The following is a 15,244-nucleotide window of genomic DNA, read 5'->3' as shown; positions in this document are numbered from 1 at the left end:
GCAATCGCGGGCAAAACCAGGGAGCCCGCCATGTCCAGCCTGCCGCCGCCACTGCCCTATGCCCGCACCCCCCTCTACTTCGCGCTGGTTCTGGGGGCCGGCCTGTGGGGCTTCTACCCCTCCTATCTGTCGCAACTGAGGGAGACCGACCTCGGCCACCATGCCCATGGGCTGACGGCCTTTGCCTGGATGCTGATGCTGATTGCGCAGCCCACGCTGATCCGCCTGCGCAGGCGCGATCTGCACCGCCGTGTCGGGCAGCTGGCCTACGTCCTCGCGCCCCTCTTCGTCGCCGCCGGCCTGTGGATGACCTGGCAAACGGCCCACCCCGACAACCCCTTCACCCAGCGCTTCGGGCCGCGCCTGGTGCCGGTGGACCTGAGCTTTCTGCTGGGCTTCGCCGTCGCTTTTGCGCTGGCCATCAAGTACCGGCGCGACATCCATCGTCACGCCCGTTACATGGCCGTCACCGGCCTGCTCATCCTGCCGCCGGCCCTGGCCCGCGTCGCGCCGCAGATCCTGCCCGTGCACGGTTTCGAGCCGGCCTTCCACCTCGCCTATTTCGCGACGGAAGCCGTCACGGCACTGCTGATCGCCGTCAGCTGGCGGCTGCGCCAGCCGGTGCTGCCCTTCGTGCTGCTGATGGCCCTGCTGGTGCTGCAGCAGATCGGCTTCCGGGCTGGCTTCAGCCTGACGCTGGGCTGATCAGGACGCGGGGTCCAACCGCCTGGCGCGCGCCAGCCGCCAGGCATCCGCCGGGTCGCTGAAAACGTCCTCGGCCGTCGTGCCGGTTTCCCGTGCGGCGGCATCGATGGCGATGCGCTTGTCGAAGACATAGCACTCGCCCTGCCAGTCGCGGGCCGCGTCCTCGGGGAAAGCCTCGAGGTAGCTCAGGATGCCGCCGTCGAGCTGAGCCACCTGGAGTCCACGGGCCTGCATCCAGGCCGCCGTCTTCTCGCAGCGGATGCCGCCGGTGCAGTACATGGCCACCGTCTTGCCCCGCCACTCGTCGCGATGCGCCTCGACATAGGCCGGGAAGTCGCGGAAGTGGGCCACGCCGGGGTCGATGGCGCCGCGAAAGCGCCCGAGCTTGAACTCGAAGCTGTTGCGGTTGTCCAGCACGACGGTGTCGGGCTCGGCCAGCAGCTCGCGCCAGCGCTGCGGGCTGACGTGGGTGTCGGTGGCATCGCCGCTGACGCCGGCCACGCCGAAGGCGACGATCTCGCGCTTGACCGACACCTTGAAGCGGCTGAAGGGTCGGCGCTCGCAGGCGTTGTGCTTGAAGTGCAGGCCGGCCAGGCCGGGCTGGGTCTGCAGTTCGGACTCGAAGGCCTGCACGGCCCGGGCCTCGCCGGCAATGGCCGCGCTGATGCCCTCTTCGGCCACCAGCACGACGCCGCCCAGGGCCAGTTCCGCGCCGCGCACGCGCAGGCTTTCGGCGAAGCCGCTGGGGTCCGGCATCGGGGTAAAACGGTAGAAGGAGCTGTGGACGACGGACATCGAGGCGAATTGTCGACTCTTACACTGAAGCCATGTCCGATCGCCTCAAAGTCCTGCCCCAATACCTGATGCCCAAGCTGGCCCTGACACGCCTGGCCGGGCATTACGCGTCCAAGCCCATGGGCAGCTTCACGACGTCCACCATCCGCCGCTTCGTCGCGCGCTATGGCGTCAACATGGCCGAGGCGGCCGACCCGGACATCACGGTCTACAAGACCTTCAACGACTTCTTCACCCGGGCGCTGAAGCCCGGCGCGCGCCCTCTCGCCCAGGCCCCGCTGATCTGCCCGGTGGACGGCGCCATCAGCCAGGTCGGCCGCATCCAGGGCGACCAGGTCTACCAGGCCAAGGGCCAGAACTTCTCGACGACGGCCCTGGTGGGGGGTGATGCCCAGCTGGCGGCGCGCTTCCAGGACGGCCTGTTCGCCAACCTCTATCTCAGCCCCAAGGACTACCACCGCATCCACATGCCGGCCGCCGGCCGCCTGGTGCGCATGGTGCATGTGCCGGGCGAGCTGTTCTCGGTGAACCCGACGACGGCGCGCGGCGTGCCGGGGCTGTTCGCGCGCAACGAGCGCGTCGTCTGCGTCTTCGACGACGACGCCCTGGGCCGCTGGGTGCTGGTGCTGGTCGGTGCCACCATCGTCGGCAGCATGGCCACCGTCTGGCAGGGCCAGATCAAGCGCGAAGGCCCGGTGCAGGAATGGGACTACGCCCCCGGCCAGGTCACCCTCGCCCAAGGCGACGAGATGGGCCGCTTCCTGCTCGGCTCCACCGTCGTCATGCTGTTCGAGAAGAGCGGCCTGCAGTTCAACCCGGCGTGGCAGCCGGGGGGCTCGATCCGCATGGGTGAGCTGATGGCGAGCTGAGCAAGGCGGCAGCTGCTTCGGCCGCCAGCGGCCTGGACAGCAGCCAGCCCTGCAGATGCGTGCAGCCCAGGCGCTCGACCTCCGCAGCCTGGGCCTCGGTCTCGACCCCTTCGGCGACGATGGCCAGGCCCAGGGCTTCGGCCACGACGCAGGCGGCCCGCACCACGGCACCGGCTGACGGTTCGGGCAGGGGATCGACCATGCTGCGGTCCAGTTTCAGCGTCGTGATGGGCAGGCGGCGCAGCAGGGTCAGCGAGCTCTGGCCGGTGCCGAAGTCGTCGAAGGCCACGCCGACGCCCGCCTCGCGCAGCCGGGCCAGTTGGGGCAGCACGCGGTCCATATGCGTCATGGCCGCCGTCTCGGTGATCTCGACCTCGATCAGCGCGGGGTCCACGCCATGGGCGCGCACCAGATCCAGCACCCAGTCGGCAAAGCCACTGTCCTCGAACTGCAGCGGCGAGACATTCACCGCGACGGGCATGGGCTTCAGGCCCTGCTGCTGCCAGGACCGCAGCTGCTGGGCAGCTTGGCGAAGGATCAGCGCGCCCAGGGGCACGATCTGGCCCGTGCGTTCGGCGGCCGGAATGAAGTCGGCCGGGCTGACACGCCCCCGGCCCGGCCGCTGCCAGCGCACCAGGGCCTCGAAGCCGGCCAGACGCCGAGTGCCGGCCTCGAACTTGGGCTGATAGTCGAGCTGGAATTCCTCGCGCTCGATGGCCGCGGCCAGGGCCTGTTCGATCTCCAGCAGACCGCCCGCGGCCGCCGCCATGCCGGGCCGGAAGGCGACGACGGCGGCGCCGGCCTGCTGCTTGGCCTGGTGCATGGCGACGTCGGCCGCGCGCAGCAGGGCCGCGCCGTTCTGGCCATGCGCCGGAAAGCGTGCGATGCCGACCGACAGATGCACATACAGCGCCCGGTGCGCGACGGCGAACGGCAGGTTCATCAGCGCCAGCAGGCGCTGGCCGACCAACTGGGCGGCGGCATCGTCTTCCACGCCCGGGTGGAGCAGCAGGAACTGGTCTTCCCCCAGGCGCGCGACCAGGGCCTCGGGCGGCAGGGCCTCACGCAGCCTGGCGGCGATGGCCTGCAGCAGCGCGTCGCCGGTCTCGTGCCCCAGGCTTTCGTTGACGAGCTGGAAGCGATCCAGGTCGGCCGACAGCAGGGCGAAACCCGGGCTGCCGGGCGCCGTCAGCTCGGCCAGGCGGGCCAGGGCGGCATGGCGGTTGGGCAGGTCGGTCAGCTCGTCGTGCAGGGCCTGGCGGCGCAGGGCCTCGGTGGCGCGCTGTCTTTCGGTGTCGTCCAGCATCAGCACCAGCAGGGCCGGGCCGCCCTCCCATTCGATGTAGCTGGAGCTGCCGCGCAGATAGATGGCGCTGCCGTCGCGGCGAAAGCGCTCGCCCTCCCAGGCGACCTGGCCCGAGCGCCGCTGGATCAGTTGCGCGTAGCGGGCGCGCGAGGCCTCGAGATCGCCCGGCGCGATCAGGAACTCGACCGGCAGCGTGCCTTCGATGCGATCGAAGCCGAACATGGCCAGCGCCGCGGGGTTGGCGAAGACCGCCCGGCCATCGCGCAGCACGACGAGCCCCTGCATAGACTGCTCGTAAAGCTGGCGCAGCCGCTCGCCCATCCGCTTGGCCTCGCCGTGGGCGCGCCGCACAGACAGCAGCACGAGCGCCATGGCCAAGGTGCCCTGCACATAGGTGCCGACGATGTGGGTCGCGGCAGACCGCGCCAGCGGGTCGAGCATGGGACCACTCAGGTGCACCAGGCCCAGGGCGACGAAACAGCCCGAAACGACCCGCTCGGCCGTCTCGCCACCACGCCACAGCCACCAGGCGGCGAGCCAGGCCCCACCGGTCAGCAGCAGGGCCGAAGCGACGATGGCCAGGCGCAACTGCACCAGCGCCAGGGCGAGCACGAAGCCCAGCATCGCGACGAACAGCGGCAGGGTGCGCCGCCAGTTCCAGGGCCGGCCCCGGTAGTGGCTGGCACCGGCCAGCTGCCAGGCCAGCGAAGCAATGATGCAGGCGGTGGCGAAGGGGGCCTGCAGCTTGTACTGCAGGGAGGTGGTGTCCGCCGGCACCAGGGCCACGCCCAGGGCGAGGCCGAAGGCGAGAAAGATATGACTCCAGCCCCAGTCACGGATATGGCGGTGGTCCGGCTCCAACCGGGACAGCACCATCATCGCCACGCCCACCATCAGCAGCAGGCTGGAGCTGATCAACAGCAGCCATGTCATCGGCCCATCCTAGCCATGAAGGCGCGGTGGGCGCGATCCATGCACGCCTGACGTCGTTAGAACTCAGGACGAATATCACGTGTGGCCAGCGGCCAACGGTCACTGCGCCAGGGCGTCGCGGGCAGCCCGGCACCGTCGACCAGATTGGCTTCGAGGGGCGTGTCGCCCCAGGCATAGCGCAGCGCCGCGGGTTTGGCGACGGCTTCGCTCCAGACGCGCACCCGATGGGGGCCGGTGATCTCGGCGCGGGCGGGCAAGAAGCGCTGGTCCGCGCCGGCCACGGCAAATCCCAGCAAGGCCCCCCCGCCCCGCGTGGCCAGGCCGCCGGCGACGTCGTTGAAGGTCAGCTCGAAACTGCCGTCGGGCCGGGCGCGGCTGGCGCGCAGCGTCGGACCCTTGAAGGGCATGGGCTCGCCATAGGTCTGGGCCAGCGCGATACGAGCCAGGCGCTCACCCACCGTCTGCTTGTCGCGCGGATGGATGTCGTTGGCGTCGCCGACGTCGATGCTGACGGCCATGCCGGTGGCAGGCAGCTTTTCCACCGTCTGGCGCTGGGCGTCGCGCAGCTCGGCGAAGGCGCTGCCCTCGGGCAGGGGCGGGCGGGGGCCGAAGGACGAGAGCTGCACGAAGTAGAAGGGCAGCGTGCCTTGCTGGCCCTGCTCGCGCCACTGTGCGCGCCAGTCGTTGATCAGACGCGGGAAGGCCTGGGCATAGCGGGCCGCGCGCGGTGCGTTGGTCTCGCCCTGGTACCAGATGACGCCACGCGCCGCGAAGGGCGTGAAGGCCTGGACCATGCCGTTGAAGAGCAGGCTGGGCAGGTCGTTGGGGCCGGGCTCGGTGACGGGCTGCAGGGCCTCGACACGGGCCTGCCAGCGGCCGGCGAGGCGTTGGGGGCCCGCGCTGGTTTCAAGGCGAAGCTGGGCCGCCTGGCCGTGAATGCCACCATCGCCGCCGGTGTCGGTCACGCGAACGGCGATGAGGTTGTCGCCCTCGTGCAGCAGGCCGGCCGGCACGGCGTAGGTGCGCGGCGTCTCCCAGCCGCAGGTCTTGCCGACCGGCTGGCCGTTGACGAAGGTCTCGTCGCAGTCGTCGACGGGGCCGAGGTGAAGCGTCGCGGCGCCCGTGGCTTCGGCCGTGGTCAAGGTGAAGTGGCGGCGCAGCCAGACCTGGCCGTCGAGGCCCGGCAGGCCTTGCGTCTCCCACACCTGGGGCGTGTTCAGCGTGGGCCAGGCCTGGTCGTCCAGGGCGGGGTCGGCGCCGGCGACGGCTTGCGGTGCCGTGCCCTGGAAATGCCTCACGCGCTCGAGCATCTGGTCCTGGCGGCCCTGCACAAAGGCGGCCGCATCAGTGGGCATGGCGCGCATCGTGGCGGCCAGGTCGGGATCGGTGGCCGCGGCCCGCGGGCTGGTCCAGGTCTCGACATGGGTGCCGCCCCAGCTCAGGTTGAGGATGCCGATGGGCACCTTCACATCGGCCTGCACGCGGCGCGCGAAATGCCAGGCCACGGCGCTGAACTCGCCGGCCGTGGCCGGGCTGGCGACGTCCCAGCGCAGCGGCGGCGCCTCCTTCAGCGGCTGCAGGCTGACGCGATGCGGCATCTTGGCGTGGCGGATCTGCGGGTGCTCGCCGGCCGCAGCGATCTCGGTCGCCGCGGTATTCGCATCGGCCAGGCGCCATTCCATATTCGACTGGCCGGCGGCGATCCAGACGTCGCCAATCAGCACATCGTCCAGGCGGCGTTGCTCGACTCCGGCGCTGACCCGCAGCTGATACGGCCCGCCGGCCTTCAACGGCGCGAGGCTGGCTCGCCAGCGGCCGTCTTGTCCCGCCACGACGTCGGCATGCCGATCAGCGAGCTGCACATGCACCTTCTGGCCCGGCTCAGCCTGGCCCCAGACGCGCAGCGGCGTCTCGCGCTGCAGCACCATGTGATCGGCAAAGACGCCGGCCAGCTCGAGGGCCTGGGCATTGGATGCGGCCAGCAAGGCCGCGAACAGGGCCATCAATCGCATGGCATCACCAGACAAAAGTCACGACACCGCTGGCCGGCAGCTCGTAGCTGAAGCGCTGGCCCGGCGCCTGCACCGTGAAGCGGCGCGCCTCGGCGGCGGAGTTGCTGACAATGAGGGCCGTGCTGCCGTCGGGGTTGGTGAAGGCGACATGGTCCAGGCCCTTGGCCCCGCCCTCCGAGTCGACACGCCGCGCGCCCTGCTTGACGAAGCGGCTGGCGTGGCCGAAGGCGTAGTACTCGATATTGCGCGTGACCTTGCCGGTCTTGGGGTCGATGGTGACGACACCGCGGCAGTCCCTGCAGCCGCCCAGATGCGGACCGTACTGCGGGTCCAGGGCCAGGTTCCACATCAGCACGCCGCGCGCGCCGTGGCGGGTGCTGCCGATGATGAGGTTGCGCGTGATCCAGGGCAGGGTCTCGGCCCATTGCGGCTTCCATTCGCCGCCGGAGCACTCGGTGAACCAGACGTCGAGCTCCGGGAAATGCTGGGCCACCTGGGACTGGGCCGACACGTCACCGGCATAGCAATGCCAGGCCACGCCCGACACGTATTGACGCGCCGTCTTGTCGGACAGCATGGACAGCGGGCTCCAGGGCTCGTCCCAGTTGTGGTCCCACTCCAGCAGCTGGGTCTTCATGCCCTTGGCCTTCAGCAGCGGGCCGAGGTGCTGGCCGACCACGGCGGCACGCGTGGCCGGCGGCATGCGCAAGCCGGGGTAGTCGCCGGGTTCGAAGTGGGGCTCGTTCTGCAGCGTCAGCGCAAAGATGGGCACGCCCTCGGCCTTCATCTCCTCGACATAACGCACCATGTACTTCGCAAAGGAACCGTAGTGTTCGGGCTTGAGCTGGCCCTGCACCAGGCTGTCGGTCGTCTTCATCCAGCCCGGCGCGCTCCAGGGCGAGGCCATGACCTGCAGCTTGGGGTTCAAGGCCAGGGCCTGCTTGACGGCGGGGATGACGTCTTCGCGCTCGGGCGCCAACGAGAAGTTCTGCAGCTCGGGGTCGGTCTGGCCCGGCGGCATGTCGTCCAGGCTGTAGTGGCGGCGCGAGAAGTCCGAGGCGCCGATGGTCAGCCGCGTGAACTCGAAGCCGAGGCCATTGCCTTCGCGGGTGAACAGCTCGCGCATCAGCGCGTCGCGCTGCGTATCGCTCATGCCATGGCGGATCAGCCAGGCCGAGCCCTCGGTGATGGCGGCGCCAAAGCCGGCGATGCGCTGGTGCTGGCGCTTGGGGTCGATGCGGATGACGTCGCCTGCCTTTGCAGCCTTTTCGACGACGCTCGGCGCGAGCAGCTGCTGCTGGTCGGCCGTGGTCAGGAAAGCCAGTACAGGCGCAGCGTTAGCTGCACCGGCGAGCGCGGCTGTCAGCGTCAAAAGCAGTGTCTTCATGTCTCTGTGGTTATGAGTGCCGCTGGTTCACGGCGTTGATGTCGGCGAGGAAATCGGCATGCGCGGGCATCACGTCCACGCAACGGCGCACAACGCGATGGACGTCGTCGATGAATTGCTGGACCTGCTCCGGCGGACGCGTGGCGGCGAGCGGGTGGTGGCTGCGCGGTATCAGCCCCTGGCCGATCAGCACCTGCAGCCAGCTCGGCTCGGAGAACAGCTCCTGACCGTGGCGGAACAGACGGCCATGGCTGGCAAAGAGGTCCATGCGGGCCTGCAGCGACTCGGGCACGGCCATGGCGCGGCAGTGGCGCCAGAAGGGCGAGTCGTCGCGGCGCGTCAGCTTGTAGTGCAGGATGATGAAGTCACGCACCGAAGCCATCTCGGCCGCGGTCTGGCGGTTGTACTCGGCGATGTCGGCCGCCTCCAGCCCTTCGCTCGGGAAGAGGTCAATCAGCCTCAGCACGGCGCTCTGGATCAGGTGCAGGCTGGTGGACTCCAGCGGCTCAAGGAAGCCGCTCGAGAGACCGATGGCGACGCAGTTGCCGACCCAGGCCCGCTGGCGGCGGCCGGTGCGGAACTTGATGAGGCGCGGCTCGGCGAGCGGCTCGGCATCGAGATTGCGCATCAGCGTGTCGCGCGCCGCGGCCTCGTCGGTGAAGGCGCTGGCAAAGACATGGCCGTTGCCGGTGCGGTGCTGCAGCGGGATGCGCCATTGCCAGCCGGCCTCATGCGCCGTCGCCCGCGTGTACGGCAGCAGCGGACCGTGGTTGGCCGTCGGCACGGCCCAGGCGCGGTCGCAGGGCAGCCAGTTGGACCAGTCCTCGAACGAGACGCCCAGGGTCTTGCCGATCAGCAGGGCATGCAGGCCGGAGCAGTCGAGGAAGAAGTCGCCTTCGACGACTGAGCCGTCCTGCAGATGCAGGCGGCGGATGTGCTCGCCCTCGCGCTCGACACGCGCGATGCGGCCTTCAATGCGCTGCACGCCCTTGCCTTGCGCATGCCGGCGCAGCAAGGCCGCGTAGCGCGAGGCATCGAAGTGGAAAGCGTAAGTGATCTCGGCCAGCGGCGAACCGGCCATGTCGGACCGTGGGCGCATGAAGCGGCCGGCCAGGGCCGCCTGGTTGTTGATCGAGAACTCGGCCAGCGGCGTCTGAGCGCCCAGGCGCAGCCAATGCTGATGAAAAGGCAGCTCGTCCAGTGGCCGGCCGACATCACCGAAGGCGTGCATGTATCGCTCGCCGACGACTCCCCAGTTGACGAACTCGATGCCGAGCTTGAAGGTCCCGCCGGTCTCGCGCAGGAACTCGTCCTCGTCCAGGCCGATGCGCGCATTGAAGCCGCGGATGGGCGGGATGGTGGCCTCGCCGACGCCGACGATGCCGATCTCATCGGACTCGACCAGGGTGATCTGCCAGGACCCCTGGCCCAGCTTAGCCGCCAGGGCCGCCGCACTCATCCAGCCGGCGCTGCCGCCGCCCACGATGACGATGCGGCGCAACGCGTCCATCAGGCCAGGCGTTGCTCGGTCGACGCGTCGAACAAGTTCAGCGCCGACTCGTCGATGTCGAAGGCCAGTTCCTCGCCGGCGGTGATACGGCGGCCGTCGTGCACCAGGGCCGAGAAGCCTTGCTCGCCGAGCTTCATCCAGACGACCTGGTGGTTGCCCATGGGCTCGACCAGCTCGACCCTGGCGCGCCAGCGGCCGTCGGACTGCAGGCGCATGTGCTCGGGGCGAACACCCAGCACGACGTTCTGGCCCGGCTTCACGCGGCCTTCCGCGAGCTGCAGGTTCAGCACGCCTTCCAGCGAGCGGCCATCGGCACCCACCTTGGCCGGCACGAGGTTGATGGCCGGCGCACCGAGGAAGCCGGCGACGAAGAGATTGGCCGGGCGCTCGTAGACCTCGCTGGGCGTGCCGATCTGCTGGATGACGCCGCTCTTCATGACGACGATGCGCGAGGCCAGGGTCATGGCTTCGACCTGGTCGTGCGTCACATAGATCATGGTGTTGCCCAGGGTCTGGTGCAGCAGCTTGAGTTCGCGGCGCAGCTCGGCGCGCAGCTTGGCGTCGAGGTTGGACAGGGGCTCGTCGAACAGGAAGACGCCGGCCTCGCGCACCAGGGCACGGCCGATGGCGACGCGCTGGCGTTGGCCGCCCGACAGCTGGGCCGGCTTGCGGTCCAGCAGCGGCGTCAGGTGCAGCATCTCGGCCGCGCGGTTGACGCGCTTCTCGATCTCGGCCTTGGGCACACCGGCCACGCGCGGGCCGAAGGACATGTTGCGCTCCACCGTCATGGTCGGGTAGAGCGCATAGCTCTGGAAGACCATGCCGATGCCGCGCTCGGAGGGCTCGGCGTCGGTCATGTCGGTGCCGGCTATGTGGATGCTGCCGCCGCTGACGTCGATGAGGCCGGCGATGCTGTGCAGCAGCGTCGACTTGCCGCAGCCCGAGGGGCCGAGCAGCACGAGGAATTCGCCCTCATGGACCTGCAGGTCCAGTCCCTTGATGACTTCGTTGTGGCCGAACTTGATGCTCAGGCCCTGGATGTTCACGCCACTCATTTGACGGCTCCTGCCGCAATGCCGCGGACGAACCAGCGGCCGGAAATCAGATAGACCAACAGGGGCACGGCAGACGTGAGGATCGTCGCGGCCATGTTGAGGTTGTAGAGACGCTCGCCGGTCGTCGTGTTGATGACGTTGTTCAGCTGCACCGTCATCGGCAGGTTGTCGCGGCCGGCGAAGGTCAGGCCCAGGATGTAGTCGTTCCACACGCCGGTGATCTGCATGATGGCCGCAACGATCAGCATGGGCGTGGACATCGGCAGCACCAGCTGGATGAAGATGCGCCAGAAGCCACCGCCGTCCACGCGCGCCGCCTTGAACAGCTCGGCCGGCAGGCCCGCGTAGTAGTTGCGGAACAGCAGCGTCATGATGGGCATGGCGAACACCAGGTGCACGACGACGATGCCGGGCAGGCTGCTGTAGATGCCGATGGCCGCTTCCAGCTTGACGAGCGGATAGATCATCACCTGGATGGGGATGAAGGCGCCCATCATCAGCACGCCGAACAGCCACTGGCTGCCCTTGGGCTTCCACCAGGAGAGGGCATAGCCGTTGATGGCACCCAGCAGGATGGGCAGCACGACCGACGGCACGGCGATGGTCACCGAGTTCCAGAAGCCGCCACGCACGCCTTCGCAGCTGACGCCGGTGCAGGCTTCGCTCCAGGCGGCGCGCCAGGCGTCGAAGGTGATGCTGGACGGCAGCGCGAAGATCTGGCCGAGGCGGATCTCGTCCATGCTCTTGAACGAGGTCGTCAGCATCACGTACAGCGGCAGCAGGAAGAAGGCCGCGGCGAAGATCAGGAAGGCGTAGACGCCGATGCGGGCCCAGACCGCGGTGGACTTTCGTTTCTTGGTCATGTCAGTCGTCCGTTCCGCATTCGGGCCGAGCGACGGGCCGCTCCCTAGCCGGCCCGCTCTGGCGATGTGCGTGCGGCTCGATGCCGCACGCATCGCCGTCCCCGCGGGGGACCGACCAGACTCGCTCGCGTTCAGCGATGCGAGGTTGGGCGAGGGGCATATTCATCTCAGTGGCCTCCCTTCGCGGCCTGGCGGCTGCGCACATAGGCGAGCGGCGCGACGAGGGCCAACACCGTCAGCAGCAGCATCACGGCGCCGGCCGAAGCCAGGGCCAGATTCGCGCGGCCAAACAGGTGGTCCATGATGAACTTGGCCGGGACATCGCTGGCCGTGCCGGGGCCGCCCTGGGTCATGGCGACGACGGTGTCGAAGACCTTGACGACGCCGGTGGCCAGCAACGTGAAGACCGTCGCCAGCGTCGGGCCCATCATGGGCAGCACGATGGACAGGTAGACACGCCAGGTCGGGATGCCGTCCAGCTTGGCGGCCTTCCAGATCTCCTCGTCGATGCCGCGCAGGCCGGCCAGCATCAGCGCCATGACGAGCCCTGCCCCTTGCCAGGTGCCGGCGATGACGACGGTGTAGATGACCATGTCCTGGTCGACGATCCAGTCGAAACTGAAGTCCTTCCAGCCCATCTGCTGCATGGCGTTCTGCAGGCCGCTGTCGGGGTTGAGCACCCATTGCCAGACCAGGCCCGTGGCGACGAAGGACATCGCATACGGGTACAGGAAAGCCGTGCGCAGCATGCCCTCGCCTCTGACCTTCTGGTCGATGAAGACGGCCAGCAGGAAGCCGATGGCCATGGCGGCGACGATGTAGAGCACGCCGTAGACCGCGAGGTTGTGGATGGCGTGCTGCCAGCGGTCGTTGTCGAGCAGGCGCTCGAACTGCTGCAAGCCGACGAAGTCGTTGCTCGGGAAGGTGCGGGAGCTGGAGACCGAAGTCCTCAGCGTCCACAGCACCGTGCCGATATAGCCGACACAGACGATCAGGCCAAGAGGCAGCAGCGCACCCCAGGCCGCGAGACCACGGCGCTTCATCAGTTCCTCAGCGCGGAGACGATGTCCTTCTGGACCTTCTCGACGGGGATGTTGCGGTTCCAGTAGGACGTCAGCACGTCCTGCAGGGCCCCGTTCTGGTCGGGCGTGATGTAGATCTCGCCATTGGCCAGGTGGCGCGACTTGTCCTTCATGGCCGCCACGCCCATCTGGGCGCACAGGTCCATCTTGCTGACGTCGACGTCGGTGCGGATGGGGATGCTGCCCTTCTTGATGCTGAAGGCGACCTGAGTGGCGGGCTGGGTGATGACGCTGGCCAGCAGCTGCTGGGCCTTGACCTGGTCGGGCTTGTCGGTCTTGGGGAAGACCATCACGTCGCCCTGGATGATGTAGGGCGCCTTGGGGCCGAAGCCGGGAGCGCAGCCGTAGTCCTTGCCGGCTTCCTGCTTGGCCTGGGCGAACTCGCCCTTGGCCCAGTCGCCCATGATCTGCACGCCGGCGCGACCGCTGATCAGCATGGCCGTCGCGTCGTTCCAGTTGCGGCCCGGCGAGCCCTTGTCGGTGTAGCTCTGCAGCTTCTTGAAGGCCAGCAGCACCTTCTTGAACTCCTCGCCCTGGATGGCCTTGGGGTCGCGGTCGCGGAAGATCTTCAGATAGAGGTCGCGGCCGCCGTAGTGGGCCAGCACGGCGGTGAAGACGATGCCGTCCTGCCAGGGCTGGCCGCCATGGGCCAGGGGCACGAGGCCGGCGACCTTGAGCTTGTCCAGGGCCGCGAACAGCTCGTCGAAGCTCTTGGGCTCTTCCGCGATGCCGGCCTTCTTGAAGGCGGCCTTGGAGAACCAGAACCACGTCATGTTGTGGATGTTGACCGGCGCGGCGTAGTAGTGGCCGTTGACGCGGATGGCGCTCAGCACGGTCTCGGGCAGGAACTTGTCCCAGCCGTCGCGCTGGGCCACGGCGTCGACGTTGTTCAGCAGGCCCTGGTCGACGATGTCGCGGAACTGCTGGGTGGTGTTGAACTGGGCGGCCGTCGGCGGGTTGCCGCCGGCGATGCGGTTGATGGCGACCGAGCGGGCCTGCTCGCCCAGGGCGACGGCGGTGTCCACCCAGATGCCGCCCTGGGCCTTGTAGGCCTCGGCCAGGGTCTTGGCGGCGGCGGATTCGCCACCCGAGGTCCACCAGTGGATGACCTCGGCCTTGAGGGGTTCGGCGGCGTTGGAAGCGGTTGCAACGAGCAGCGCAACAGCGGCCAGGGCGTGGCGGGGGAACTTCATCTTGTCTCCGGATCTTGTGGGGCAGCGAGCGCAGTTTGCCCCGGCGCGGCTGAACGCGCCTGAGTGTTGACCCTGTAATATTTCATTTAGAAACCGCCTGTACCCTTGAACAAACGGCCGCTTGCGCGTTAATTATTTGTTCAGAAACTGGCCGTACCAGAGGCCGCTGTCCTTCAGGATGCGCTTCTGGGAGGCGTAGTCCACATAGGCGATGCCGAAGCGGCGCAGATAGCCCTCGGCCCATTCGAAGTTGTCCAGCAGGCTCCAGGCGAAGTAGCCCTTGACCGGCACGCCGGCAGCGATGGCCTGCTTCAAGGCCGCCAGGTGGCGCTGCAGATAGGACAGGCGCTCCTTGTCGTGGACGCGGCCCTCGGGCGTCAGCACGTCCTCGAAAGTGGAACCGTTCTCGGTCAGCTGGATGACGGGCGGGTTGTAGTCGCGCTGGAGGCGGGTCAGCAGGTCCACCAGGCCTTGCGGCGAGACCTCCCAGCCGAAGCCGGTGCGCTCGACGCCTTCCTTCTCGACCAGGCTGGCGCGCATCGGGCCGCCTTGCGCGTCGTCCTTGACCATCTCGGGGAAGTAGTAGTTCACGCCGAGGAAGTCGGTCGCCGTCGCGATGGCCTGCAGGTCGCCTTCGACGACCTTGGGCGCGGCGTCGCCGACCAGCTCCAGCGTGTCGGCCGGGTAGCCGCGGCCGAACAGCGGGTCGAGGAACCAGCGGTTGCGCAGGCCGTCATGGCGCTTCAGCGCGGCGAGGTCTTCGGCGCTGTTGGAAGCCGCCGTGATGGGGTGCAGGCTCAGCGTGATGCCGACCTTGGCATCGGCCGCGTTCTTGCGGATGACGGAAATAGCCTGGCCATGCGACAGCAGCACATGGTGGTTGGCCTGCAGCGCATCGGCGAAGCTGCTGCCGCCGGGCGCGTGGATGTTTTCCCAGTAGCCCATCATGCAGGAGCACCAGGGTTCGTTGTGGGTGATCCAGTGCTTGACGCGATCGCCCAGGCGGCGGGTGACGATGTCGGTGTATTCGAGGAAGGCGGTGACGGTCTCGCGCGAGGTCCAGCCGCCCTGCTCCTGCAGGGCCTGGGGCAGGTCCCAGTGGTAGAGCGTGCACCAGGGGTCGAGGCCGCGCTCCAGCATGCCGTCCACCAGACGGTCGTAGAAGGCCAGGCCGGCTTCGTTCACGGCACCACGTCCCGTGGGGAGGATGCGCGGCCAGGCGATGGAGAAGCGGTAGGCGTTGACGCCCAGGCCCTTGGCCATGTCCAGGTCTTGCGGCCAGAGGTGGTAGTGGTCGCAGGCGACATTGCCGTTGCTGCCGTCACGGATGCGGCCGGGCTGCTGGCAGAAGCGATCCCAGATCGATTCGCCCTTGCCGTCCTCCTGGCCGGCGCCTTCGATCTGGAAGGAGGAAGTGGAAACGCCCCAACGGAAGTCGGCGGGGAAGTCTTTGCGGGTCGGGGCGTTGTTGGAGCTCATGCTTCGGAGTGAGGGCGCCGGCCACGGGGGCCGGCGCGGGGTCAGGGAACTAGAG

At 68.5% G+C, this 15,244-nt stretch carries 12 protein-coding genes; 2 read left to right on the top strand and 10 right to left on the bottom strand.

What is annotated here, in order from left to right; genetic code table 11:
• Window positions 1-30: 30 nt before the first annotated feature.
• A complete protein-coding gene (locus tag AC3WOE_RS28895; protein WP_492695671.1) occupies window positions 31-705 on the top strand; it encodes a hypothetical protein in 675 nt (224 codons plus the stop codon).
• On the opposite strand, the gene trhO is transcribed toward AC3WOE_RS28895, so the two are convergent.
• Window positions 706-1,500, bottom strand: coding sequence for an oxygen-dependent tRNA uridine(34) hydroxylase TrhO (trhO, locus tag AC3WOE_RS28890; RefSeq protein WP_492695668.1), 795 nt, complete (start codon window positions 1,498-1,500; stop codon window positions 706-708).
• Between the two features lie 32 nt (window positions 1,501-1,532).
• Here trhO and asd point away from each other — a divergent pair, with 32 nt between their 5' ends.
• Window positions 1,533-2,369 (top strand): archaetidylserine decarboxylase, encoded by an 837-nt coding sequence (asd, locus tag AC3WOE_RS28885; RefSeq protein ID WP_492695666.1) that lies wholly within the window; start codon window positions 1,533-1,535, stop codon window positions 2,367-2,369.
• Here asd and AC3WOE_RS28880 read toward each other — a convergent pair.
• The 9 genes from AC3WOE_RS28880 to AC3WOE_RS28840 all read right to left on the bottom strand — a co-directional run bounded on the left by AC3WOE_RS28880 (window position 2,311) and on the right by AC3WOE_RS28840 (window position 15,189).
• Complete coding sequence (locus tag AC3WOE_RS28880; protein WP_492695662.1) at window positions 2,311-4,608, bottom strand: putative bifunctional diguanylate cyclase/phosphodiesterase; 2,298 nt, start codon at window positions 4,606-4,608, stop codon at window positions 2,311-2,313. The two genes, asd and AC3WOE_RS28880, sit on opposite strands and share 59 nt — an antisense overlap.
• A 56-nt stretch (window positions 4,609-4,664) precedes the next feature.
• A complete protein-coding gene (locus tag AC3WOE_RS28875) occupies window positions 4,665-6,620 on the bottom strand; it encodes a sialate O-acetylesterase (protein WP_492695659.1) in 1,956 nt (651 codons plus the stop codon).
• Between the two features lie 4 nt (window positions 6,621-6,624).
• Window positions 6,625-8,007: a glycoside hydrolase family 30 protein gene (locus AC3WOE_RS28870; protein ID WP_492695657.1), complete on the bottom strand. Its 1,383-nt coding sequence runs from the start codon at window positions 8,005-8,007 to the stop codon at window positions 6,625-6,627.
• A gap of 10 nt (window positions 8,008-8,017) precedes the next feature.
• Window positions 8,018-9,517, bottom strand: a complete 1,500-nt coding sequence (locus AC3WOE_RS28865; protein ID WP_492695655.1) for a tryptophan halogenase family protein — start codon at window positions 9,515-9,517, stop codon at window positions 8,018-8,020.
• Window positions 9,517-10,572: an ABC transporter ATP-binding protein gene (locus AC3WOE_RS28860; protein ID WP_492695653.1), complete on the bottom strand. Its 1,056-nt coding sequence runs from the start codon at window positions 10,570-10,572 to the stop codon at window positions 9,517-9,519. Before AC3WOE_RS28860 ends, AC3WOE_RS28865 begins: the two co-directional genes overlap by 1 nt.
• Window positions 10,569-11,435 carry a carbohydrate ABC transporter permease gene (locus AC3WOE_RS28855; RefSeq protein ID WP_492695650.1) on the bottom strand — a complete coding sequence of 289 codons (867 nt, stop codon included), beginning with the start codon at window positions 11,433-11,435 and terminating at the stop codon, window positions 10,569-10,571. Before AC3WOE_RS28855 ends, AC3WOE_RS28860 begins: the two co-directional genes overlap by 4 nt.
• Window positions 11,436-11,602: 167 nt before the next feature.
• On the bottom strand, window positions 11,603-12,478 hold the full coding sequence (locus tag AC3WOE_RS28850) for a carbohydrate ABC transporter permease (RefSeq protein ID WP_492695649.1): 876 nt from the start codon (window positions 12,476-12,478) through the stop codon (window positions 11,603-11,605).
• Window positions 12,478-13,710, bottom strand: coding sequence for an ABC transporter substrate-binding protein (locus AC3WOE_RS28845; RefSeq protein ID WP_492695647.1), 1,233 nt, complete (start codon window positions 13,708-13,710; stop codon window positions 12,478-12,480). Before AC3WOE_RS28845 ends, AC3WOE_RS28850 begins: the two co-directional genes overlap by 1 nt.
• Before the next feature lie 132 nt (window positions 13,711-13,842).
• Complete coding sequence (locus AC3WOE_RS28840; RefSeq protein ID WP_492695645.1) at window positions 13,843-15,189, bottom strand: GH1 family beta-glucosidase; 1,347 nt, start codon at window positions 15,187-15,189, stop codon at window positions 13,843-13,845.
• Between the last annotated feature and the right edge of the window lie 55 nt (window positions 15,190-15,244).

This window comes from Roseateles sp. FW305-36, from assembly GCF_058787015.1.
Note: the sequence above shows the minus strand (reverse complement) of the source record. Positions and strands in the feature narration are given on the sequence as shown.